At 38.8% G+C, this 25,193-nt stretch carries 22 protein-coding genes and 1 tRNA gene; 20 read left to right on the forward strand and 3 right to left on the reverse strand.

What is annotated here, in order from left to right:
- Positions 1–18 precede the first annotated feature (18 nt).
- The gene (locus tag CP363_RS06210; protein ID WP_005720917.1) at positions 19–720 is read left to right on the forward strand and encodes a GntR family transcriptional regulator; all 702 of its coding nucleotides are present in this window, start codon (positions 19–21) and stop codon (positions 718–720) included.
- Between the two features lie 47 nt (positions 721–767).
- Here the strand turns inward: CP363_RS06210 and tagD are convergent, their stop codons facing one another.
- A complete protein-coding gene (tagD, locus tag CP363_RS06215; RefSeq protein ID WP_005720918.1) occupies positions 768–1,154 on the reverse strand; it encodes a glycerol-3-phosphate cytidylyltransferase in 387 nt (128 codons plus the stop codon).
- 126 nt (positions 1,155–1,280) lie between these two features.
- On the opposite strand from tagD, the gene CP363_RS06220 reads away from it, so the two are divergent.
- The 18 genes from CP363_RS06220 (at position 1,281) to CP363_RS06305 (ending at position 22,824) form a co-directional block, all read left to right on the forward strand.
- Positions 1,281–2,012 carry a WecB/TagA/CpsF family glycosyltransferase gene (locus CP363_RS06220; protein WP_023488291.1) on the forward strand — a complete coding sequence of 244 codons (732 nt, stop codon included), beginning with the start codon at positions 1,281–1,283 and terminating at the stop codon, positions 2,010–2,012.
- Positions 2,013–2,022: 10 nt separating this feature from the next.
- The gene (locus CP363_RS06225; RefSeq protein WP_013085951.1) at positions 2,023–3,114 is read left to right on the forward strand and encodes a glycosyltransferase family 4 protein; all 1,092 of its coding nucleotides are present in this window, start codon (positions 2,023–2,025) and stop codon (positions 3,112–3,114) included.
- Positions 3,115–3,200: 86 nt separating this feature from the next.
- Complete coding sequence (locus CP363_RS06230; RefSeq protein ID WP_005722468.1) at positions 3,201–4,679, forward strand: nicotinate phosphoribosyltransferase; 1,479 nt, start codon at positions 3,201–3,203, stop codon at positions 4,677–4,679.
- Positions 4,676–5,506: an ammonia-dependent NAD(+) synthetase gene (nadE, locus tag CP363_RS06235; RefSeq protein ID WP_005727201.1), complete on the forward strand. Its 831-nt coding sequence runs from the start codon at positions 4,676–4,678 to the stop codon at positions 5,504–5,506. Before CP363_RS06230 ends, nadE begins: the two co-directional genes overlap by 4 nt.
- 186 nt (positions 5,507–5,692) lie before the next feature.
- Positions 5,693–8,362 (forward strand): calcium-translocating P-type ATPase, SERCA-type, encoded by a 2,670-nt coding sequence (locus CP363_RS06240; RefSeq protein WP_098036009.1) that lies wholly within the window; start codon positions 5,693–5,695, stop codon positions 8,360–8,362.
- Positions 8,363–8,451: 89 nt separating this feature from the next.
- Complete coding sequence (locus CP363_RS06245) at positions 8,452–9,606, forward strand: CDP-glycerol--glycerophosphate glycerophosphotransferase (RefSeq protein ID WP_005720925.1); 1,155 nt, start codon at positions 8,452–8,454, stop codon at positions 9,604–9,606.
- 1 nt (position 9,607) lies between these two features.
- Complete coding sequence (locus CP363_RS06250; RefSeq protein WP_098036010.1) at positions 9,608–11,038, forward strand: oligosaccharide flippase family protein; 1,431 nt, start codon at positions 9,608–9,610, stop codon at positions 11,036–11,038.
- A gap of 2 nt (positions 11,039–11,040) precedes the next feature.
- Positions 11,041–11,739, forward strand: coding sequence for a glycosyltransferase family 32 protein (locus CP363_RS06255; protein ID WP_057726159.1), 699 nt, complete (start codon positions 11,041–11,043; stop codon positions 11,737–11,739).
- 59 nt (positions 11,740–11,798) lie between these two features.
- Positions 11,799–12,257: a SprT family protein gene (locus CP363_RS06260; RefSeq protein WP_065989442.1), complete on the forward strand. Its 459-nt coding sequence runs from the start codon at positions 11,799–11,801 to the stop codon at positions 12,255–12,257.
- Between the two features lie 76 nt (positions 12,258–12,333).
- A tRNA-Leu gene (locus CP363_RS06265) sits at positions 12,334–12,418 on the forward strand.
- 85 nt (positions 12,419–12,503) lie between these two features.
- Positions 12,504–13,151: a glycoside hydrolase family 73 protein gene (locus tag CP363_RS06270; protein ID WP_005720931.1), complete on the forward strand. Its 648-nt coding sequence runs from the start codon at positions 12,504–12,506 to the stop codon at positions 13,149–13,151.
- Positions 13,152–13,236: 85 nt separating this feature from the next.
- Positions 13,237–15,483, forward strand: a complete 2,247-nt coding sequence (pcrA, locus tag CP363_RS06275) for a DNA helicase PcrA (RefSeq protein ID WP_098036011.1) — start codon at positions 13,237–13,239, stop codon at positions 15,481–15,483.
- Positions 15,484–15,517: 34 nt separating this feature from the next.
- Entirely contained in the window at positions 15,518–17,524 is a 2,007-nt protein-coding gene (gene ligA / locus CP363_RS06280) for an NAD-dependent DNA ligase LigA (RefSeq protein WP_098036012.1), read from the forward strand.
- A 12-nt stretch (positions 17,525–17,536) separates the two neighbouring features.
- A complete protein-coding gene (locus CP363_RS06285; protein WP_081305082.1) occupies positions 17,537–18,685 on the forward strand; it encodes a CamS family sex pheromone protein in 1,149 nt (382 codons plus the stop codon).
- Positions 18,686–18,696: 11 nt separating this feature from the next.
- Positions 18,697–19,005 carry an Asp-tRNA(Asn)/Glu-tRNA(Gln) amidotransferase subunit GatC gene (gene gatC / locus CP363_RS06290; RefSeq protein ID WP_089150004.1) on the forward strand — a complete coding sequence of 103 codons (309 nt, stop codon included), beginning with the start codon at positions 18,697–18,699 and terminating at the stop codon, positions 19,003–19,005.
- Entirely contained in the window at positions 19,005–20,444 is a 1,440-nt protein-coding gene (gene gatA, locus CP363_RS06295; protein ID WP_098036013.1) for an Asp-tRNA(Asn)/Glu-tRNA(Gln) amidotransferase subunit GatA, read from the forward strand. Before gatC ends, gatA begins: the two co-directional genes overlap by 1 nt.
- A 4-nt stretch (positions 20,445–20,448) precedes the next feature.
- Positions 20,449–21,879: an Asp-tRNA(Asn)/Glu-tRNA(Gln) amidotransferase subunit GatB gene (gatB, locus tag CP363_RS06300; RefSeq protein ID WP_098036014.1), complete on the forward strand. Its 1,431-nt coding sequence runs from the start codon at positions 20,449–20,451 to the stop codon at positions 21,877–21,879.
- Positions 21,880–21,903: 24 nt separating this feature from the next.
- A complete protein-coding gene (locus tag CP363_RS06305; protein ID WP_098036015.1) occupies positions 21,904–22,824 on the forward strand; it encodes a diacylglycerol kinase family lipid kinase in 921 nt (306 codons plus the stop codon).
- A gap of 69 nt (positions 22,825–22,893) precedes the next feature.
- Here the strand turns inward: CP363_RS06305 and CP363_RS06310 are convergent, their stop codons facing one another.
- Positions 22,894–23,604: a Bax inhibitor-1/YccA family protein gene (locus tag CP363_RS06310; RefSeq protein WP_005725237.1), complete on the reverse strand. Its 711-nt coding sequence runs from the start codon at positions 23,602–23,604 to the stop codon at positions 22,894–22,896.
- Positions 23,605–23,766: 162 nt separating this feature from the next.
- On the opposite strand from CP363_RS06310, the gene CP363_RS06315 reads away from it, so the two are divergent.
- Positions 23,767–24,114 (forward strand): hypothetical protein, encoded by a 348-nt coding sequence (locus CP363_RS06315; protein WP_005725239.1) that lies wholly within the window; start codon positions 23,767–23,769, stop codon positions 24,112–24,114.
- On the opposite strand, the gene CP363_RS06320 is transcribed toward CP363_RS06315, so the two are convergent.
- Entirely contained in the window at positions 24,089–25,123 is a 1,035-nt protein-coding gene (locus tag CP363_RS06320; protein ID WP_089150005.1) for a hypothetical protein, read from the reverse strand. The genes CP363_RS06315 and CP363_RS06320 overlap by 26 nt on opposite strands.
- Positions 25,124–25,193: the final 70 nt, after the last annotated feature.

The following is a 25,193-nucleotide window of genomic DNA, read 5'->3' on the forward strand; positions in this document are numbered from 1 at the left end:
ACTTTGGGGGTGGCGACTATGGAAGAACCGATGTATATCAAGATTCACAATCAGATTAAGCGTGATATTGAGAATCACGTTTATCAAGTAGGGGATCGTATTCCAGCAGAACGTCAATTGGCAGTTAAGTTTGGCGTTTCGAGAATGACTTTACGCCAAGCGATTAAAACATTAGAAGATGAAGGAATTTTAGAACGGCGCTTGGGTAGCGGAACCTATGTAGCTAGTCAAAAGGTTCAAGAAAAAATGTCAGGAATTATGTCCTTTACTGAGATTACTAAGGCTAATGGTCAAGTTCCTTCAAGTAAGTTAATTTCTTATCAGATTGGCAATCCATCTTTATCTGAAAAAGAGCGTCTTGCGCTAAAAGATAATGAGAACGTTTTGCGGATGGAGCGGATTCGCTACGCTGATAAGACACCAATTTGTTATGAAGTCGTAACGGTGCCATACTACTTAGTAAAGAATTTTTCTAAAGAAGATGTTTCAACGCACTTATATAAAACCTTAGAAAAGCGCGGTGGTTTTGCCATTGGACGAGTGACGGAACATATTTCTGCATCAATTGCCAACGAGCAAGATGCGCGTCTTCTTAAAGCTAAAAAAGGTGAACCGTTAATTACTAGACGACAGGTAACTGAACTAGCAGATGGGCAACCATTCGAATACACCCGCGCACGTTACGTTGCAGAACGATTTGAATTCACTTTTTCTAAGTAAACAAAAACTCCAATCTCATTCAAATTGAATGGAATTGGAGTATTTTTTTATTTAAGATCTTCTTTAATTTTAGTAGTGGAAATTCCTGGCGTTCTTGGCAGGTAAACCACATCACAATAAGGCTTAAGGAAGTCGAATTTTCCTTTCCAATCATCGCCCATGACAAAAGTGTCGATATGGTATTTTTGTACATCGGTGATTTTTTGATCCCAATCCTTTTCGGGGATGACTTGGTCGACATAACGGATAGCTTCCAAAATGTATTTACGTTCAGGGTAGGTATTGTAGGCTTCCTTGTGTTTTTTGAATTCGTTAAATTCATCGGTAGATAAACCTACTATTAAATAGTCGCCCAATTCTTTAGCTCTTTTAAGCAGTCGCACGTGACCGTAGTGAAGTAGGTCAAAGGTGCCATAGGTAATAACTCTTTTCATTTTTTCTCCTTTATTAAAACAATCTTATCATGTTTGAATAAAATATAAAACTTGAACATGTTTCTCGTACTTGCGTGTCGGAATGGTAGAATAGAAACTAGATAAGAAAACGCATGAGGTGTGAAAATGAGCAAAGTTAATATTTTAGGTGTTGATTTTGATAATAAAACTTTTAACCAATTCCAAAATGAATTTATTAATCGACTAAATAATCACCTGTCGACCTTTGTTGTGACCGCTAATCCGGAGATTGTGATGGCAGCAAACGAGAATCCTGAATTTATGAAAATTCTAAAAAATGATCCCGATTATATTACTGCTGACGGGATTGGCATTGTAAAAGCAGCTAAAATGCTTAAGCAGCCGTTACCTGAGCGGGTGACTGGATATGATTTGTTTACTTGGCTGATGGATGTTGCTAACGATCGTGGTAGCCGAGTTTACTTAATTGGAGCTAAGCCACAAGTAATTCATGCAGTACAAAGCAAAATTGCTAAGGAATACTCAAATATTAATCTAGTTGGTGCAGAAGACGGCTACTTTACTGAAGATTTGGAACTAGTGGCACGGCGCATTCAGAAGGCACAACCCGATATGGTTTTTGCAGCATTAGGTTTCCCTAAGCAAGAAAAACTACTATCAATCTTACGTAAGAACGAAACACCAGCTTTGATGATGGGTGTGGGTGGCAGTTTTGATGTCTTTTCAGGTATCGTTAAAAGAGCACCAGAAGCTTTTCAAAAGACGCATTTAGAGTGGTTTTATCGCTTGATTACTAATCCTAGCAGATTTAAGCGGATGTTAGTTTTGCCACAGTTTGTTGTGCGAGTTAAACAGTCAAAAAAGAAGGGAAAATAATTTTACTAAGATGAAGGTTTTGCATGTAAATGCTGGTTTAGAAAATGGCGGCGGTTTATCACATATTGTTAATTTGTTAACTGAAGCCAAAAATGAAGGCAAAGATTTTGAATTATTAACGCTGGCAGAAGGACCAGTAGCACAAGCAGCAAGAGCGGCTGGGATTACTACACATGTGCTAGGAGCTAATAGTCGTTATGACTTAGGCAGTTTAGGTAGACTGACTAAGTTTATCAATGAGGGGCACTATGATATTGTGCATACTCATGGTGCGCGTGCCAACTTATTTTTATCTTTGATTCACAAGCGAATTCGTGCAACTTGGTGTATTACTGTACATTCAGATCCTTATCTAGACTTTGAAGGTAGGGGAATCATTGGCAATATTTTTACTAAACTTAATTTACGTGCGTTGAGAAAAGCTGATTGTATTTTCGTAGTAACTCAGCGTTTTGCCAAGCTACTAATTAATCGCGCACATGTGAATAAAAACAAGGTACATGTCATCTATAATGGCATCTTTTTCCACAGTGATAGTGAAATTCCAGCTAAATATGAACATACCTATTTTAATATTATTAACGTTGCTCGTACGGAAAAGGTTAAAGGACAAGAATTGCTCTTAAAAGCTGTGAAAAAATTAGATGATCAGCATATTCGTCTGCATATCGCGGGTGATGGTAGTCAGCTTGAAGCATTGAAGGCCTTGACGCGGCAATTGGACATGGCACCACAAGTAACTTTTCACGGTTTTATGACTCAACACCAATTGAGCGGATTATATAAGCGAATTGATCTAGCCGTCTTAACTTCATATTCAGAGAGTTTTCCACTTGTGCTTTTAGAGGCAACAGACAATTTAATCCCTATTTTGTCCACAGATGTAGGTGATATTCATAAAATGATTCCAGGACCCGAATATGGTTTCATTGCTAAAACGGGAGACATTGATTCAATTGCTAAAGAGATTAATCTGGCCGTTAATAAAACCCATGAAGAGTTACGCCAGATGGCTAATACAGAAAAGCGGTATGCGGAGGAGCATTTTTCTATTAAAAATCAATTGGACTCAATTGAAAAAGTGTATTTAACTTTGAGGTAAAAATAGTTTTGAGAATAGCCAATGGACTGTAATGGCTGTATAATGAAAAACGAAATTGTTAATTTTTAATGACAGAAAGAGAAGCAATGTTTTATCCAGAATTAGCCAAAGACGATTCGTTGGCTTTACACACTGATTTATACGAAATTAATATGATGTATACCTATTTCAAGAAAGGGATTGCTGATCGCAATGCCGTTTTTGAAAGTTTTTACCGCAGGGAACCATTCGGCAACGGTTATGCTGTTTATGCTGGTTTGGAACACATCATTAACTATTTAAAGAATTTAAAGTTTACCGAAAGTGACCTGCAATATTTGAAAGAAAATGAAGGTTACGATGATGACTTTATTGATTATTTACGCAATCTAAAATTAAAGCTCACTATTCGTTCAATGAAGGAAGGCGAGCTGGTTTTTGCTAACGAACCAATTTTGCAAGTTGAAGGTCCACTTGCCCAGTGTCAGTTAGTTGAAACTGCTATTTTAAATATTATTAACTTCCAAACTTTATTGGCAACTAAAGCTGCTAGAATCAAGTTAGCTGTTAAAGATGATGGTCTAATGGAGTTTGGCTCTCGTCGTGCGCAAGAAACCGATGCGGCCATTTGGGGTGCTCGAGCTGCTTATATTGGCGGCTTTGATTCAACTAGTAATGTTCGTGCTGGTAAATTGTTTGGTATTCCTATTTCAGGGACTCATGCTCATGCTTTAGTTGAAGCATTTGGCAGTGAATATGACGCATTTAAGGCATATGCGGAAACACATAAGAATTGTGTTTTCTTGGTTGACACTTACGATACTGTCCGTAGTGGTGTGCCTAATGCTATCAAGGTGGCTAATGAAATGGGCGACAAGATTAACTTCTTGGGCGTACGAATTGACTCTGGGGATATGGCTTACATTTCTAAGCAAGTTCGTAAGGAGTTAGACGATGCTGGCTATCCAGATGCCAAGATTTTTGCTTCAAATGACCTTGATGAAAACACCATTACTAACTTAAAAATGCAAGGCGCTAAAATTGATGTCTGGGGCATTGGGACCAAGTATATCACTGCTTATGATCAACCAGCCCTTGGTGCTGTTTACAAGTTGGTTGCCATGGAAGATGAATTAGGCGCCATGCGGGATACATTGAAGATTTCTTCAAATGCCATCAAAGTTTCCACCCCAGGTAAAAAACAAGTATGGCGGATTAGCGCAAACACTGCTAAGAAAAATGAAGGTGACTGGGTATCTCGGTATAATGAAGATCCACGCAAATTTGACGCGCTCTTCATGTTCCACCCACAATATAACTATATTAATAAGGTGGTAACTGATTACACTGCTATTCCACTTTTACATGATATTTTTAAAGATGGAAAATTAGTTTATGATCAACCTAGTCTTGATGAAATTAAAAAATTCTGTGCTGACAACCTTGATGGTTTATGGGATGAATATAAGCGTAGCCTGAATCCGCAGGAATATCCAGTGGATTTATCACAAAACTTATACGAATCCAAGATGGATTTGATTCAAGACATTCGGCGTAAAATTAGAGAAAGAAGCATTGGTCGATGAGAGAATTACAAAAAGAAATTATCGCTTATGAACATGTTTTACCAGAAATTGACCCTAAAAAAGAAATTAGACGTTCAATTGATTTTTTGAAAGATTATTTAAAGGCTAATCCATTTCTTAAGTCATACGTCTTAGGTATTTCTGGTGGTCAAGATTCCACTTTGACTGGTAAATTGTGTCAAATGGCAATTGAAGAAATGCGTGAGGAAACTGGCGATGATTCTTATCAATTTATCGCTGTTCGTTTGCCTTATGGCGTTCAAGCAGATGCCCAAGATGCCGCAGATGCAGTCGCTTTTCAAAAGCCAGATCAGGATTTAATTGTTAATATTAAGGAACCAGTTGATGCTATGGTGAAGGTTGTAGAAGCAACTGGTCAAAAGATTACTGACTTTAACAAAGGCAATATTAAGGCGCGGCAAAGAATGGTAGTTCAATATGCCATCGCTGGTGCTAATAAGGGTGCCGTTGTTGGTACCGACCATGCTGCAGAAAACTTTAGTGGCTTTTATACTAAGTTTGGTGATGGTGCCGCTGATTTGACGCCATTGTTCCGTTTGGACAAGCGTCAAGGCAAGGCTTTGCTTAAGGAATTAGGTTGTCCTAAGCATTTATATGAAAAGGCTCCAACCGCAGACCTTGAAGAAGAAAAGCCAGATTTGCCAGATGAAGTTGCCCTCGGTGTAACTTACCAAGAGATTGATGATTACCTTGAGGGTAAGGAAGTATCAGATAAGGCAGCTGATCAAATTGAAAAATTATGGAATAAGAGTAAACACAAGCGTCATTTGCCAGTTACTGTCTTTGATGACTTTTATAAAAAGTAAAAGCAATTCGCTAAAACTTGTAGATAGCTAAAATTTTGCTTATAATTAACTTGTCATAAGGGAGTAACAGCAATTGCTTGCGATGAATCCAACAGCCGAAGTAAGATACTTCTGGATTTATCTTAATTCGTGAGACTTATGTGCTACAAGCATGTAAGTCTCTTTTTTATTTTTGAGGAGAGGAAAATGGCGAAAAAATATTATGTCGAGTCGATCCCCGATATTGAAAAAGATCTTAACACGTCCGTTAAGGATGGGTTAAGTGCTAGTGATGCCAAAGCTAGATTAGAGCAATATGGTCCCAATGCCTTAGCTTCCAAGAAAAAGCAAAGCATGTTCATGCGTTTTATTGATCAGTTCAAAGACTTTATGATTATTGTTTTGATCATTGCCGCGATTTTGTCTGGGGTATTAGCTCATGAGTGGACTGATGCCACAATTATTATGATTGTGGTCATTTTGAACGCAATTTTAGGCGTCTTTCAAGAAGCACGTTCCGAAGCTGCGATTGATGCTTTGAAGGAAATGGCTACGCCGGATGCGCATGTGCGCCGTGATGATACAATCGTTACTATTCCAAGCACAGAGTTAGTTCCTGGAGATGTAGTTTTACTAGAAGCTGGGGATGTGGTTCCTGCTGACTTACGCTTGAATCAAGCCCACAGCTTGAAGATTGAGGAATCAGCGTTAACCGGTGAATCAGTTCCAGTTGAAAAGCATGCAGAAACTTTAGAAGGTGAAGACATTGCTTTAGCTGACCGCGTAAATATGGCTTATTCCAATACTAATGTGACCTATGGTCGTGCTGAAGGAATCGTAACTAGTACGGGAATGCACACCGAAGTTGGTAAAATCGCTACAATGTTGAACAATGCTGATGAAACTGATACACCATTAAAGCGAAACTTGAATCAACTGGGAAAGACCCTAACCATCATGATTTTGGCAATCTGCGTTATTGTCTTTATCGTAGGAGTGCTCAAGGCTGATCCAGCAGAGCGTAACTCTACTTTAATGATTAACATGTTCTTGGTTGCCGTTTCCTTGGCTGTAGCTGCAATTCCGGAAGGCTTGCCAGCAATTGTAACGATTATTTTGGCACTAGGTACGCAAACGATGGCCAAACATAAGGCGATTGTCCGTAAATTGCCTGCTGTTGAGACATTGGGTGCTACAGACATTATTTGTTCTGATAAGACTGGTACGTTGACCCAGAACCGGATGACAGTTGAAAAGGTCTTCTATGATAAAAAGTTACATGATAATAGTGAAAGTATTAGCGAAAATAACCCAGCTTTATTGGCAATGACTTTGGCTAATGATACTAAGATTGAAAATGGCGGAGACTTATTGGGTGACCCAACAGAGACCGCCCTGATTCAATTTGCTTTTGATCAAAACATTGATGTAATTGACTTGCTTGAAAAATACAAACGAATTCAAGAAGTGCCTTTTGATTCAGAACGGAAATTGATGAGTACTGTTAATAAAGATGGCGAGCAATACTTTGTAGCGGTCAAAGGCGCACCAGATATGTTGTTACAGCGAGTAACTAGGATTGAAAATGGTGGTCAAGTAGAGCCGATCACAGATAAGCAGAAGCAAAATATTTTAGCGCAAAACAAGCAGATGGCGCAACAAGCTTTACGTGTCTTAGGGCTTGCTTATAAGAAAGTCGACCAATTGTACACCGATCCAACAACTGATAATGTTGAACAAGATTTAATTTTTGCTGGGTTAGTCGGAATGATTGATCCAGAACGTGGTGAAGCTAAAGCGGCCGTGGCTGAAGCAAAGAGTGCTGGTATTAGAACAGTAATGATTACTGGTGATCACCAAACAACTGCTCAAGCAATTGCGGAACGCCTAGGTATTATTGAAAAAGGTCAGGATAGTCGCGTTTTAACTGGGGCTGAACTTGATAAACTAGATGATGAATATTTCAAACAGCATGTTGGTGACTACAGCGTTTATGCTCGTGTTTCACCAGAGCACAAGGTTAGAATTGTCAAGGCTTGGCAGGCTAATGACAAGATTGTTGCAATGACTGGTGATGGGGTAAACGATGCTCCAAGTTTGAAGCAAGCTGATATCGGAATTGGCATGGGAATTACTGGGACCGAAGTTTCTAAAGGAGCCAGCGATATGGTTTTGGCTGATGATAACTTTGCCACGATCGTTGAAGCAGTAAAGCAAGGACGCAAGGTCTTCAGTAATATCCAAAAGGCCATTCTATATTTAATGAGTTGTAACGTGGGTGAAGTATTAACAGTTTTCATGATGACAATGCTAGGTTGGGATATCTTAGCTCCTGTGCAGCTCTTGTGGATCAACTTGGTAACGGATACTTTGCCAGCTATTGCTTTAGGTGTTGAACCAGTGGAAGCTGGAATTATGAAGCGCAAGCCGCGTGGTAAGAAGTCTAACTTCTTTAGCGGTGGTGTTGCCAGTTCAATTATTTACCAAGGAATTTTGGAAGGAATTTTAGTTTTAGGTGCATACCAAATTGGTTTGCATGTCGGTCCACATGTGGGTGATCCATCGTTGCAACATGGGGATGCATTGACAATGGCCTTCTTAACCTTGGGCTTGATTCAGCTGTTCCATGCAATTAATTCCAAGTATGTACATCAGTCGATTTTTAGACCGCATACTTTTTCTAACAAGTGGTTCAATGGTGCAATTATCATTGCTGCTGTAATTATGGCAGCGGTAGAATTGCCATTTATGACTAAGTTCTTTGATGTGACTGAACTTGATGGACCACAGTGGTTAGTCATTTTAATTGCCGGAATTTTGATGGTTTTGATTGTTGAAATTGTTAAATTCTGCCAGAGAAAAATGGGTAAAGAATAAAGTTTAACAAAAATAAAGAAAAAAGCTTGAGTTTGCTCAAGCTTTTTTTATATGCTTTAGGTATTAGACTATTTTAAGGAAGTATTTTAATGAAAAGCTTTTTATTCCGTCTTTATTTGGCTTGGATGAGTTTTTTGGCTAGATTTACCACGATGGAAAACAATAATGTGGTTATCCTGAATGGTTCAGGTAGGTCTGGATCTAACGGCTATGCTTTTTACAAGTGGCTGCAATTGAATCATCCTGAATATAACGTTACATTAGTTGAGCCGTGGCCATCGTCACACTTGAAGTGGAAAACCTGGCAGAAAATCGGAGCAGCGCGATATGTAATTACAACGCACCAACCATTTAAGGTGCGCAAGCATCAAATTAATGTCCAGTTGTGGCATGGCGTTCCACTCAAGCGCATGGGAATTATGGCTAATAATACTAAGCGACGCGACAATCGCCGTAACGAAAAATTGTGGCACAAGAATGCGGATATTGTTGCTTCTAGCTCTGATCTATATGAATCACTAATGAGTGCTTGTATGGCAATTGAGACAAAAAAATACCGCAAGCTGGGCTTTCCGCGTTTGGATTTATTGGCTAAGCCGGTAATTTCGAAGAAACAATTGTTGGCTGACTTATTTAAAACTGAGGACGATCAGGCACAGATCGGGATCTATATGCCAACTTTTCGTTATGAATTGGAAGATAAATCCATTATGGAGAAAATCAAAGAGAGAAACTTTTTTGCCTTTCGGGATTTTGATGTTGAAAAATTAAATACAGAATTAAAGAAGCGGCATCAATATCTGATTGTAAAATTGCATCCCTATGAAATGCGTTTATTTGCCAATTTCAAGAGCAGTTATTCTAACATTGCTTTCATGAACAATGATTACTTGTTTGACCATAATTATGATTTGTACGAATTGCTCGGTGATACTGATTTCTTGATGACAGACTTTTCGTCAATCTACTTTGATTACTTGCACTTGAACAAACCGATTGTGTTTGTGACTAACTTTTTAGAGCAATATGAAAAAACGCGCGGATTACTAATGGGACCATATGCTGAGATTACTCCCGGAATCTGTGTTAATTCAGAGGATGAACTAATTCGCAATCTGGATCAACTTGATAACCAGCAGATTGCTAATCGCCGTCTTTACTGGCTACATTTGACTAACCAGGTGCATGGTGATTCATATTGTGAGAACGTCTTTAAGTACATGACGCAGGAATATCGAGGTTAAAATGCGTAAAACATTTTTAAACATCTTATATAATGCGGTTTATCAGATTTTTATTGTATTGGTGCCACTGATTACTGTACCGTATTTATCGCGTGTCTTAGGTCCTAAGACTTATGGGATTTATAGCAGTGTGAACAATACGGTGCAATTCTTGATGATTTTTTGTATTCTGTCTGTGTCGTATGTAGGGATGCGAACAATTTCACGGACGCGCACTTATGGTACACCGCAGGAGCTAACCAATGCTTTCTGGGGGTTATGGTATTTCCAAGGAATCGCCGGTATTATCACCATTTTAGTCACGGTTTTTGTAGCGACTGTATTTCACGTTCAATATTGGTTTTATATCTTGTTGATGGTGCCATACTTGATCTCAGCACAGGTTGATATTTCATGGTTCTTTCAAGGACTAGCTGACTTTGGTCGTGTTGTTTTGAAAAACACGGCGGTAAAGTTAGTTAGTGTGGTTCTAATTTTATTATGGGTAAAATCACCTGCTGACTTGTGGAAATATTTACTGATCATGTCAGTGTCGACAATGCTAGGTTCCTTTGTCTTTTGGTTTGATATTCGGCGCTATGTAGGAAAACCAGTTGCTCATTTTTACAAATTTAAACAGACGGCAATTGCAATTGGTACTTTGATGATTCCACAGATTGCGACTCAAATTTATACTTCGCTGGATAAACCAATTTTGGGTTGGTTTTCTAATTCGACTCAGGTTTCTTTTTATGACAATTCACAACGAATTTCAAATATGATTCTGGGTGTAATTACCAGTATTTCGCTAGTCATTATGCCTAAGATGGCGAGCGAAGGAAAAAAGGCACAAAAGATAGTGATGAAAAAATCACTGGAAGCTACTGTAATGCTGGGTACCTTGTTCGCCGTAATTATTATGGCAAATACCAAGCAGTTTGTACCGTTTTTCTTTGGTAATAAATATGTTCCGATGACTCCATTAATGTTTTGGTTTACCTTAACAATTATCATGATTCCGACTGGCGGGGTATTTGCTAACCAATTTGCTTTGGCTAACCAGCGAGACAAGGATTATGCTGTGCCAGTAGTTATTGGGGCAATTTTAGAAATTGTCTTGAGTTATCTCTTAGATAGGCCATATGGTGCAGTTGGGGCTATGATTGCAATATTAATTACTGAAGCAGTAGTTTTAATTTTGCGGCTCTGGGTTGTACGTGATGGCTATGAATTTAGTTATGTTTTCCATGACGTGCCCAAGTATTTGTTAATTGCGGTGCTAACCTTGGCTATTGGAATGTTTATGCCTAATATAATTCCGTCTGCCTTTTTCAATATGGCTTTTAAGTCAATTGTCATGTTAATTATTTATCTGACATTGATGTTCTTGTTCAAGCTTGATTTTAATGATGATATTGTGAGGCTAATTAAGAACTTTTTGAAGCGAGGTTAAAAATGATTCCTAAAAAAATTCATTATGTTTGGGTAGGACACAATCCTAAATCCCCGATAATTGAAGAATGTATTGCAACCTGGAAGAAAAAATTGCCTGATTATCAAATTATTGAGTGGAATGAAGATAATTTTGATATGCATGAGAACCGTTATATTGAACAAGCTTATGCTGCAAAAAAATGGGCCTTCGTGTCAGACTATGTTCGAGCACGGGCTATTTATGAACAAGGTGGGATATATTTAGATACTGATGTTAGAGTCGTGGATAAGTTAGATAGTCTTTTGAATGATTCTGCCTTTATTGGTTTTGAAAACCATGATTATCTGTCAGCTGCAATTTTTGGTGCAGAAAAAGGCCACCCATTTATGCAGGATATTTTGGATTATTATCAAGATCGTGATTTTGAATATGACACTAAGAATCAGATGGCGGGAGTAAATAGTATTTCCGTTACTGAAATGCTGGTAAATAAGTATGGCTTAAAGCTAGGTAATCAGGAGCAAGTGTTAAAAGATGGCATTCATGTCTATTCAGATGGAGTTCTGTGTAATCCTTCTAAGGACTCCAAATCGATTCACTTATTCACTGGAACCTGGATGGATGGTAAAAAGTCATTCAAACATGACTTAGTAACTTTCTTGAAACGACACATTAGTACGCCTAAGCAGGCGGGGATGTATGCCAAGATATTTAGGTAGCAAAAAATCAGCGAGATTAAATTCTTGCTGATTTTTATTTTTGGAATAAAATTTTATCCATGAATGAGAATGAATTACAAAATTTAGTTGAAGAAATTTCGTTAAAATATTTTGATCGCCCTTTTAAGCACCGTGTAAAAATTAATCGGCGAATGACCACAACAGGTGGGCGTTATCATTTGGATGATCACCATCTTGAAATCAACGCGCATTTTTTAGTACCACAATATCATGATTATCTAGTAGGAATCATTAAGCATGAATTAACCCACTATCATTTGCATTTATTGGGCTTGGGTTACCGACACCGTGATCGCAATTTTAAAATCTTGCTGAAAAAAGTTGGAGGCAGTCGTTATGCACCTGATATTGGCTTACGTAAAAAGAAAAAATATCGTTACCTATATCTTTGTGAAAACTGTGGGTTGAGATATCCAAGAATGCGCAGGATTAATACACAAAAGTATCGTTGTGGTAAATGTAGGGGACACCTGCGTTTAGCGCAAACTTTTGCGTAAAATGATCAGAAATTTAAAATAATTTATATTTTTTCTTGCATCTCAACTGTATTTAGGCTATTATAGTTGATGTGCCGCGGGCGTGGCGGAATGGCAGACGCGCAAGACTAAGGATCTTGTGATCGCTTTAGATCGTGGAAGTTCGAGTCTTCTCGCCCGCACTGATTGAGAAGTCGCAGTGAGCGACTTCTTTTTTTTACTCAAAAATCGGTTATACTTTAATTAGTAATTAAAGGGAATAAAACTATGGCAAGAAAACGTAAATCAAGAGTACCAAAAAGTGTCAAAACCGTTGTGCGTGTATTCGTAATTCTATTTATTCTGATGGTTGCTTTTGTCGGCTTTAGATATTATAGGCGTTACGCGATTCAATCAGAGCAGATTCGACAAGCACAGCTGCAAAAAGAACAGGAAGCAGCAAAACTATTAAAACAGAAAAAAGACTTTATCAAAAAAATTGGTCCGATTGCGCGCGAAGTGGACAAGTCGTATGACTTATTGCCAAGCATCACGATTGCTCAAGCCTGCCTAGAAAGTAATTATGGACAAAGTGATTTGTCGCAAAAATACAACAATCTTTTTGGTGTTAAAGGATCCAACCCGAACACTTCGGCAGTGATGACAACTAAGGAATATGTAAAGAATAAGTGGGTTACCGTGAAGGCGCGTTTCCAAATATATGACTCATATGAGGCTTCTATTCGGGCTCACGCTAGATTATTCCAGAATGGGACAACGTGGAACCACGATCAGTATAAGCATGTTCTAGCATCCAAAGATTATAAGACACAAGCTAAAGCTTTGGTTACCGACGGCTATGCGACTGATCCGGACTATGCCGATAAGCTGATTAATTTGATTGAACAGTTTGATCTTGAAAAATATGATAAGTAAATCTAAAGCAGCGAATTAGTCGCTGCTTTTTTGGTATAATATTCAAGTTGCATTAATGAAATAATTTTTAGTGAAGGGGAAAATAATGAGCGAAAAATCTATCTTAGCTGGTCTGAATCCGCAACAAAAAGAAGCGGTAGAAACCACTGAAGGACCTTTATTAGTCGTTGCTGGTGCGGGTTCAGGTAAGACTTCTGTTTTAACGAGACGAATTGCCTACTTAGTTGAAGAAAATCATGTTGCACCTTGGAATATTTTAGCCATTACCTTCACCAATAAGGCGGCTAGTGAAATGCGTGAGCGTGAGCAAAAGTTGCTGGGGCCAGCAGCTAACGACATTTGGATGTCGACTTTCCACGCTTTATGTGTGCGGATCTTGCGTCGGGATGCAGATAAGATTGGTTATAGTCATAATTTTTCAATTGCTGATTCGGCCGAGCAATTAACTTTGGTTAAGCATATTGAAAAAGACTTGAATATCAATCCTAAGATGTATGATCCACGCGGTATTTTAGCCGCGATTTCTAATGGCAAGAATGACTTGCTGGATCCTGAAGCTTTTATGCAGAGTGCATCGTCACCATTTGAGAAGATGGCGGCTAAGGTGTATGAAGAATATCAACGTAGATTGCGCCGTGATCAAATTATGGACTTTGATGATTTGATTATGCAGACCCTAGTTTTGTTTAAAAAAGATAGCGAAGTTTTGCACTATTATCAAAACAAGTTCCGTTATCTTTTAGTTGACGAGTATCAGGATACTAACCAGGCTCAATATGAACTCTGTCATGCTTTGGCTGCACAATACAAGAATATTTGTGTAGTTGGGGATGCCGATCAGTCAATCTATGGCTGGCGCGGTGCTAATATGGAAAACATCATGAATTTTGAGCAGGATTACAAGAAATATGATGTTAAGACTGTGAAGCTAGAACAAAATTACCGGTCTACTGGTCACATTTTATCCGCAGCTAACTCGGTCATCAAAAATAACCAGAACCGGAAGGCTAAGAACTTGTGGACTGATCAAGGTGATGGGCAAAAGGTAACCTACTATCAAGCCCAAAGCGGTGATGATGAAGCTCACTACATCATTTCAAAGATCCAAGAAGAAGTTAAAGATAAAAAACGGGCTTATAAAGATTTCGCAATTCTTTATCGGACTAATGCTCAGTCTAGAACAGTCGAAGAAGCTTTCGTTAAAAGCAATATTCCTTATCAAATCGTTGGTGGACATAAATTCTATGACCGCAAAGAAATTAAAGATGTGATGGCTTACTTGAAGTTAGTTGCTAATCCAGCTGATACGATGAGTATGAACCGAATTATTAATACTCCAAAGCGGGGAATCGGTGCCGCTACTGTGGATAAGTTGTTAACATTTGCGGATGAAAATCACTACAACATTTTAGATGCGATGGGACATGTGGCTGAAAGTTCAATTAATACTAGAGCAGCCAAGAAATTAAGCGATTTTGGTACTAAATTACGTGATGCAATTACTTATGCTCAAAATGGTACAGTAACTGGTTTAACTGAAAAAATCTTAACTGATTTTGATTATACCGATGCCTTGCGAGCTGAAAATACAATTGAATCAGAAACGCGTTTAGAAAACTTGGATGAATTCTTGTCAGTTACTAAGCGTTTTGATGATCATTATGAGCCCGAAGAAGATGAGTCTAATCCATTAAGCGACTTCTTGGCTGAAGTATCTCTACTTAGCGATCAAGATGATCTTGATGAAGATGACAATCAAGTAGCTTTAATGACTTTACATGCAGCTAAGGGACTAGAATTCCCAGTGGTTTTCTTAATTGGCATGGAAGATGGGCTTTTCCCGTTGCAACGTGCAATGATGGATGACAATGAATTAGAAGAAGAGCGGCGCCTAGCTTACGTGGGAATTACTCGGGCTAAGCAAGAACTGTTTTTAACTAATGCTTACTCACGGATGATGTATGGCAGAATGCAAAATAATCCGCCTTCAAGATTCTTGGACGAAATTGATGAACAGGATCTGCACAAAGAAGAAAATGAAAAATTACAAAGCAGCTTTATCCAATCTAGCTTTGAGAAGCGGATGGCACCATTTGCTCGCAAAGCCGAACGAGCTCGCGCTGAAGTTTATACTGCTAAGAAAGCTTCAGGCGCTATCGGTGCTGAAAAGAAGGGCTGGAATGTAGGCGACCAAGTCGAGCATAAAGCTTGGGGACATGGTGTTGTAACTAAAGTTAACGGCACTGGTGAAGATATGGAGCTGGATATTGCTTTCCCTGGTAAAGGAATCAAACGGCTTTTGGCTGCCTTTGCGCCAATTAAGAAGGTATAATTAAAGAAAGATTGATTTGGATCAGGAGGGAAAAATGGCAGAAATTACTCTTGATGAAGCTAAAAAAGAAGCGGCTTCACTTAGAAAACAGCTTAATGAATGGGCTGAGGCCTATTACTCTAAGGACGCGCCTGAGGTTGAAGACAATGTTTACGACCAAAGCTACAACCGCTTGCTTGAATTAGAAAAAGAATTTCCAGAGATTGTGACACCCGACTCCATTACCCAAAGAGTTGGGGGACAGATTGATAGTGATTTTACCAAGGTAGAGCACCCGATTCCAATGCTGTCAATGGGGGACGTCTTTTCCAAAGCTGAACTGAAGGATTTTGATCAACGGATGCAAAAATTAGTTGGTCATCTAGTTGAATATAACGTGGAATTAAAGATCGATGGCTTATCACTATCGCTTGAATATGAAAATGGTAAGTTGGTTCGTGCCTCAACGCGGGGTAACGGTTATGTTGGTGAAGATGTAACAGCTAATGCTAAGTATATTAGTGATATTCCACAGACTTTGTCTGAACCGTTAACAACTGAAGTGCGCGGTGAATGTTACATGGGCAAGGAAGCTTTTGCCAAGTTGAATGCAGAAAGAGAAGAGCAAGGTCTAGCAGTTTTTGCTAATCCACGTAATGCTGCAGCGGGTTCTTTGCGTCAACTTGATCCTAAAGTTACCAAGAAGCGTCAACTTAGTACCTTTATTTATACTTGGGTTAATCCGCCTGAAGAAATTACTAGTCAGCACCAAGCAATTCAAAAAATGCATGATTTAGGCTTTCATACCAATGAAACCGGTCGTAAGTTAAAAACATTAGATGAAGTTTTTGCCTTTATCGATGAATACACAGCTAAACGAAACAGCCTAACATATGGTATTGATGGCATTGTGTTAAAAATTGATGATCTAGGAATTGAACAAGAGCTCGGCAACACTGTTAAGGTGCCTCGCTGGGAAATTGCTTATAAATTTCCACCTGAAGAACAAGAAACTGTAGTGCGGGATATCGTTTGGACTGTCGGCCGTACCGGAGTAGTTACTCCAACTGCGGTCATGGATCCGGTGCAACTAGCTGGTACAACTGTAGCTAGGGCTTCATTGCACAACCCAGATTATTTGAATGAAAAAGGCATCAGGATTGGTGATACCGTTAAACTGCATAAAGCAGGCGATATTATTCCAGAAATCTCTGAAGTCGTCATGGCTAAAAGACCGGCAGATTCTGTAGCTTATCAGATTCCAACGACTTGTCCATCCTGTGGGCAAAAATTAGTTCACCTAGAAGATGAAGTAGCTTTGCGCTGCATCAATCCATCTTGTCCAGCTCAAGTTGAGGAGGGCATTACGCACTTTGCTTCTCGACCAGCTATGAACATTGCCGGTTTGGGGCCAAAGATCGTTAAACAATTGATTGCTAAAGATTTAGTGCATAATGTGGCTGATCTTTATCACTTAACTGCAGATGATTTAGCACAACTCGATCATTTTAAGGAAAAATCGATCAATAATTTGTTAACTGCCTTAGACAATTCAAAGCAAAACTCAGTTGAATTATTGATTACTGGATTGGGAATTGACCATGTTGGGGCCAAAGCAGCACGCTTAATTGCTCAAAAGTTTAAAAATCTGGCAAAGATTATGTCTCTAGACGTGCAAGAAATAGCTTCTATCGATACAATAGGCATGACGATCGCGGAATCAATGACAACATATTTTGCTCAACCAGAAGCACAGAAGGTAATTGATGAGCTGCGTGAGAGCGGCCTGAATATGGATTACCTAGGTGCAGATGAGCCTGCAGAAATTGAAGATAATCCATTTAAGGATAAGACTGTAGTGCTAACAGGTAAATTAGAGCATTATACTAGAAGTGAGTTTACGAAAAAATTACAAGCTTTAGGTGCCAAAGTTACGGGTTCAGTTTCGCATAAGACCGATTACGTGATTTATGGCAAAGATGCTGGTTCTAAGTATACTAAAGCGCAGACTTTAGGCGTACCACTTTTGACTGAAGAAGAAGCAATTGCACAAATTGAATAAAGGACAATTATTGTGAAAAAATATTTGCAAGTAATGGCTTTAGCTGGAATCGCGCTTACTCTAAGTGGTTGTGGTAAGTTGAAGGATTCTAGTTTAGCAAATAATGCGACAAACACTTCAACCACTAAGAAAAAAAGCTATCAAACTACTAACACGGGAACGAATGGCTATACCGTTTTAATGAAAAATGGTCGCTATAATATTAGTCCGATTGCAGGATTAACAGCTACTGATAATGATAATTCTGTTGATACGCGTGAATTAGAGCGAGGGCTGATTCAAATTTCTAAGAATCAATTTTCGCCTAATCAATACGTCTTCCAAGAAGGACAATATTTGGATACCTCAACTGTAACTGATTGGTTAATGCGTAAATCCAAATCAAATCCTGATGGTTTAAACCCAGTAAATAATGGTAAGACCGGAACCGATACGCGTAATCCAATTTATTTGGAAGAAATTATCGAACAAGATTATTTGACTGGATCTGGTTCCAAGTATAATTTAGGTGGTATGAGCTTGGGCTTAGCCATGAATTCGGTTGATTATTATCAGAAAAAGCGTAACGGTGCAGAATTTCAAACTACTATTTCACGTGCTGAGCAAAAAGCTCAAGGTGAAAAAATAGCTAATGAAATTGTTGCTCGCTTGCGTAAGAAGAAAGCTTTAAAGAATATTCCGATTACGATTGGTTTATTCTCCAAGACTGGAAAAGATTCATTAGTTGGTGGAACTTACTTCGCTTACGGGACAGCGGCCGCTAATAGTAGTAAAATATCTAAATGGAAATCCATGTCGGAAAAAATGCAAGTTTTACCGACAACTGGTAGTGAAAAAGCAATTAACAGTGATGATGCATCGCACTTCAATGATTTCAAGACGGCTATTCAAAACTACTTCCCTAATATTAGTGGGGTAACGGCAACTTTGCGTTATACAAACGGTAAGCTTTCACAAGAAAACATTTCCGTAACAACGCAATTTTATGGCTATGAACAAATTCAAAGTTTTACCCGTTTGGTTTTGTCGTCAGCTAAAAAGTACTTGTCTGGCAATATCCCAATTGAAATCAAAATTGGTTCAGTAGATGATGTACAAGCTTTAGTTGCAAAAGAAACCGGCGATAGTGATTATCAAGTCCATGTTTATGGCGGCGAATAGGAGGTATTTGCGTGGAAATCACAAAAGATACCATTAAACACGTTGCGACTCTTTCGCGACTTACGTTTAATGAAGAAGAATTAGATAAATTTACTGATCAAATGGGATCAATTATCAATATGGCTGATCAACTTAGTGAAGTTGATACTGAGGGTGTTGATGAAACAGTTCAAGTTGTTGATCGTGATACTGTCTTCAGAGAAGATAAACCTGAACACTGGCAAGGACAAGACAGAGAAACATTGATGGCTAACGTTCCTGAAAAGGCAAACGGCTACATTAAGGTTCCTGTAATTATTAATAAGGATGAGGACGAGTAATGAATTACTTAAACGAAAATATTGATTCATTAAACAAAAAGCTTGCCAGCGGTGACTTGTCAGCAGATAAGTTAGCTAAAGACACTGTGGCAAACATTAAGGATACAGATAAGAAGTTAAATGCTTGGATCACTGTTTTAGATGATGCTAAGCCTGCAGATAACCTTGACTACTCCAAGAGTAAGTTAGCAGGTATTCCAATCGCAATTAAGGATAACATCATCACTAACGGGATTAAGACAACTGCTGCTAGTCACATTTTGTACAACTACATGCCAATGTATGATGCAACAGTTATTTCTAAGCTTAAGAAGGCTGGCGTAACCTTTGTAGGTAAGACCAACATGGATGAATTTGCCATGGGTTCATCAACTGAACACTCATATTATGGTGCTACTCACAACCCATGGAATTTAGATAAAGTTCCTGGTGGTTCATCTGGTGGTTCAGCAGCTGCAGTTGCTAGTGGTCAAGTTGTAGCAGCACTTGGTTCAGATACTGGTGGTTCAATTCGTCAACCAGCCGCATTTAACGGTATTTTTGGTATTAAGCCAACTTACGGTCGTGTATCACGTTGGGGTCTTATCGCATTTGGTTCTTCACTTGATCAAATTGGTGTAATGACTAAGCGCGTTAAGGATTCAGCTGAAGTATTAAACGTAATTGCTGGTGCAGATGAGCATGACTCAACTGTTTCAACCCGTGAAGTACCTGACTTTACCAAGTTTATCGGTCAAGATGTTAAGGGTCTCCGTGTAGCTGTTCCTAAGGAATACATGGAAGCAGTTAGCGGCGAAATGCGTGAAGTTATTCAAAAGCAAATCGATGCTTTGAAGGATGCTGGTGCAGTGATCAATGAGGTTTCATTGCCACATACTAAATACGTTGTTCCTGACTACTACATCATTGCTTCAAGTGAAGCTTCTTCAAACTTGCAAAGATACGATGGTATTCGTTACGGCTACCGTGCTAAGGACACTAAGAACTTACTTGATGTTTACGTTAAATCACGTTCTGAAGGCTTTGGTGCTGAAGTTAAGCGTAGAATTATGCTTGGTTCATTTGCCCTTTCAGCTGGTTCATATGACCGTTTCTTTAGACAAGCTGCTAAGGTTAGAACCTTGATCTGTGATGACTTTGACAAGATCTTTGCAGAAAATGATGTAATTGTTGGACCAACTACTACTGAGCCAGCATTTGGTATTGGCGAAGAAGTTTCAGACCCAATTAAGATGTACAACAATGATATTTTAACTATTTCTGCCAACTTAGCAGGTATTCCTGCAGCTAGTGTTCCAGCTGGTTTAGTTGATGGGATGCCTGTCGGTTTACAAGTTATGGCTAAGCGTTTTGATGAAGGTAATGTCTTCAAGACTGCTGACTTTATCGAACGCACTAACAAGTTTTATGAAAAAACACCAACTGGAATGGAGGACTAATTGAATGAATTTTAAATCGACTATCGGACTTGAAGTCCACTTCGAATTAAAGACAAAGAGTAAGATTTTCTCTCCTTCACCAGTAACATATGGTGCTGAACAAAACACGGAGACTAATGTAATTGACTGGGCTATGCCTGGTACCTTGCCAATGGTTAACAAGAACGTTTACCGTTTGGGAATCATGGTTGCCATCGCAACCCACGCTCACATTTTGCCAACTACTCATTTTGATCGTAAGAACTATTTCTACCCTGATAACCCAAAGGCTTACCAGATTACTCAGTTCTTCCAACCACTTGCTCGTGATGGTTACATCGAAGTTGAAGTTCGTGGTAAGAAGAAGAGAATCGGTATTCACGAAATGCACATTGAAGAAGATGCCGGTAAGAACACTCACGGAACTAACGGTTATTCATACGTTGACTTAAACCGTCAGGGTGTGCCACTTCTTGAAGTTGTTTCTGAACCAGATATGGAAGATCCAGAAGAAGCTTACGCTTACCTTGAAAAGTTACGTAAGATTGTTCAGTTTACTGGTGCTTCAGACGTTAAGATGGAAGAAGGTTCAATGCGTGTTGATACTAACATTTCCATCCGTCCAGCAGGTCAAAAGGAACTTGGTACTAAGGTCGAAATGAAGAACTTGAACTCATTCGATCACGTACGTCGTTCACTTGCCTACGAAGAAAAGCGTCAAGAACAAGTTCTATTAGCTGGTGGTCATATTCAACTTTCAACTCGTCGTTTTGACGAAGCAACTGGTAAGACTGTTTTGGAACGTGTTAAGGAAGGCGCATCGGATTACCGTTACTTCCCAGAACCAGATATTGCACCAGATCATATTTCACAAGAATGGATCGATGAAATTGCTAAGGAATTACCAAAGGGGCCATTTGCTCGTTACGATGACTATGTAAATAAATATGGTTTGAAGCCATATGACGCTAACGTTTTGCTTCAAACTAAGGAAAGTTCTGACTTCTTTGATGAAGCTGTTGCAGCTGGCGCAGATCCAACTCTTGCAGCTAACTGGATGAACACTCAAGTTAATGGTTACTTGAATGATCACCGTATTGAATTGAAGGATATTAAGTTAACTCCTGAACACTTGGCAGAAATGATCAAGTTAATCAAGGACGGTACTATTTCATCTAAGATTGCTAAGAAGGTCTTTGCTGAAACTATTGCTAACGGTACTGATCCTAAGAAGTACGTTGAAGACAACGGTATGGTTCAATTGTCAGATACTTCTGTTTTAGCTCCAATGGTTAAGAAGGTTGTTGATGATAACCCTCAATCTGTTGAAGACTTTAAGAATGGTAAGGATCGTGCAATCGGCTTCTTAGTTGGTCAAATCATGAAGCAAACTCGTGGTAAGGCTAACCCTAAGATGGTTAACAAGTTACTTAACCAAGAATTGCAAAGTCGTTAATTTTTAGAACGTTAGGTAGTAATTATGACTAGAAAAGCAAGATTAATTTATAATCCTGTATCAGGTCACGAACAGATGCCAAAGAATGTGGCCGATATTTTAGATGTATTAGAACAAGCTGGCTACGAAGCTAGTGCTTTTAGAACTACACCTGAAGAAGATAGTGCTCGCAATGAAGCTACTCGTGCTGCTAAGGAAGGCTTTGATTTAATCGTAGCAGCTGGCGGGGACGGTACAATCAATGAAGTAGTTAACGGGATTGCCTTTTTAGAAAACAGGCCTAAAATGGCAATTATTCCTGCTGGGACTACTAATGATTATGCTCGTGCATTAGCCATTCCACGTGATAATATTCCAGATGCTGCTAAAGTAATCTTAAAGAATAAAACTCGTAAAATGGATATCGGTAAAGCTGTTTTTGGTGACCAAATTCAATATTTCGTTAATATTGCTGCCAGCGGTTCTTTAACTGAGTTAACATATGGCGTACCATCTGAGGTTAAGTCAGCTTTGGGTTATGCCGCATACTTAATCAAGGGGGCAGAAATGTTGCCACACTTGACTGAAAATGAGATGCGGCTGACTTATGATGACGGTGTTTATGAAGGTAAGTTATCAATGTTCCTATTGGGAATGACTAATTCAATTGGTGGTTTTGAGCAAGTTATGCCTGATGCACAGCTTAGTGATGGATTATTCCAATTGATCGTGGTTAAGCCTTCTGACCCTGTTAGTATGATGAAGTTGATGGCATTGGCTTTGAATGGTAAACATGTTGATGATCCCAATATCATTTATACCAAAACGCGTAGCCTGAAGGCCGAGTTGATTGGTAAAAGTGAAGGGCAAGACTTACCAGTTAATCTTGATGGTGAGATCGGTGGTTATTGTCCAGTTGAATTTAACAATTTGCAACAGCATATTGAATTTTATGTTGGTGGATAAAATTTAAGCAAAACAAATAGCGTTGACTAGTGTAAAAGCTAATCAACGCTATGTTTGTATGGAAATTAATTAATCGCGATCTCCGCCCATGCCAAAGATTTGTAGCAAGAACATGAAGATGTTGATGAAGTCGAGATACATGCTTAAAGCCCCCATAACGGCTAAACCAGTATCTGAAACTTGACCGCCGTAGGTCATGAAAATCTTCTTAGCATTGTGTGCGTCGTAGGCAGTTAAGCCAGTGAAGATTAACACACCGATGCAGGAGAAGATAAAGGTTGCAGCGCCACTTCTAATGAAGAAGGCGTTAACGAGCCATGCAACTAAGAACCCGATCAAAGCTGCGCCAAGGTATGAACCCCAGTTACTCAAGTCGCGCTTAGTTACAGAACCGAAGACGGCCATTGCTGCGAACACGCCAGCTGCTGATAAAAAGGCACCAGCGATTGAAGCGGAAGTAAATGCTCCTGCGATAAAGGCAAATTCGAAGCCGTAGACTGCGGAAAGAATCAACAGAAGAACGATGCCTAATGTTGGGTTCTTTGCTGCCTTAAAGCTGATTGTCATACATAAAACAATTGGAACAAATACGATGATCCAGTAAACGGCTTGTGACATGTTAGCAATTGCAGATGCAAACACAGTCGTAGTCAAGAATGCAGTTGCTGCAGAAACTAAAACAGCCAAAATCATGAGACTGTACATCTTAGTCAAGAAGCTGTTAACTGCAGAAATATCCTGGACTTGACGCCGTCCTGGAGTATTTGAAAAGTTATCCATGAAATATACACTCCTTTTATTTACTTGTCTTATCTATTTTACCGTATTTAGTGGTCAAATGAATAATAGTAAAGTTTTTCTTATGAAAAAACTAAAGTAGGCAGAAAGATGTCTAAAGAAAATCGCCTCCTGTATAGTGAAGATATAAAGGAAGTGATTTTGATGGAAAAAAGATATATTGACAATGACATCCGTGGTCAAAGAAGTGAATATCCAGATAAAATAGGTGAATTCAGACGGGAGACGATCTTGTCCTTTACTCCAGAAGCGGCAGAAAAATATCATCAGCTGACGAGTTCGCAAAAAACATTTATTGATCGGGAGCTTGATGATTTAAAATTTAATCAAGATACCACTATCAATAAAAAAGTAAATGCGGAATTAGACCAAGCAATCGTCTTTGAACGAAATGATCATGAAATAATAATTACAGATATAGTTGCTCAACCTACGCGTGACAGTCAGGAATATCGACGTGCGCAAATTAGGATGGACCGACAGAACCATTAATTTTAAGCCAAAGGTGGTGAATTACATAAACAGATAAATATGAAGCACACCATGTACAAATCCAAAGTAGTAAGACAGCTAAATAAATATTTTGTAAAGCTAGCTGTTTAAAATTAAAATATTGCCAAAAGATACGATCCCAAAAAACATTGGCTAAAAATGCTCGATAAGCATAAAAAGCTAGAAAGTGAATTGATTTTAGCCAGTAGTTCATATTAAAGACTTTTTGTGCAATACAGATTAGGTAAATCAAGAGGATAACCGCTAAAGCATAAATTGCCATTGAAGGTAGGTAATAACTGTCGTTGGTTAGGTCTGTTAATTTGAAAGTGGCTAAAAATAAATCTCTGGTCCTAAAATAGGTTAAAAGGTAAAATCCCACAATTAGCCACCAATATGTAAACAGAAAAGTTTGAATTTCATGATGAAAATTCCAGCTTAAGCCACCGTAGAGCCCAAAGATCAAAAAGCTGATAAAGATACGATCTAATAAATACCAATGGGTAGCCTCGGGACCATTTAAAATGAAGTGATCATAAAAAATTAACCAGGCAAAGTAAATAATTCCGGAACTAATAACTGCGATTAGTAGTCGTCGATAAGAATGCTGGACCCAGTTGCAGACTGATTTGATTCCAGGCATGATAAGCAAAAATTGCAGCATCATGACGCTGTACCAAAGATGAGGTGTGGCATTATCACTGAAGAATTGCCAGATGAATGTGGCAATATTGTGAAAATGCCCGTGTTGCTGCAGATTAGGCATAGCAATGAGATAAAATAAAGTCCAAGCAAAAGTAGGAAAGAAGTTATTATCCCACTGGTCGGAAAAATATGATTTTAAAGGTAATTTTGCCTGCTGGTCATTTTTCCTAATTACGGTAAAGACAATCCCAAAAATGAAGGCTGGTGAAGTGAATTTGACGAGGTTATAAAGTGATACCAAAAAGAGCTGCTGTGAATGATCGAATGGTAATGTCAAGAAAAGAGTAATAATTGGTTGCAACATGACACAACCGTTAGCTAGTAGATTGCGTAAAAAAGTTCCTAAAGACGATGGTCTTAGGAACTTTTTTACT

This window comes from Lactobacillus sp. UMNPBX12, assembly GCF_002553955.1.
Lineage (GTDB): Bacteria > Bacillota > Bacilli > Lactobacillales > Lactobacillaceae > Lactobacillus > Lactobacillus crispatus.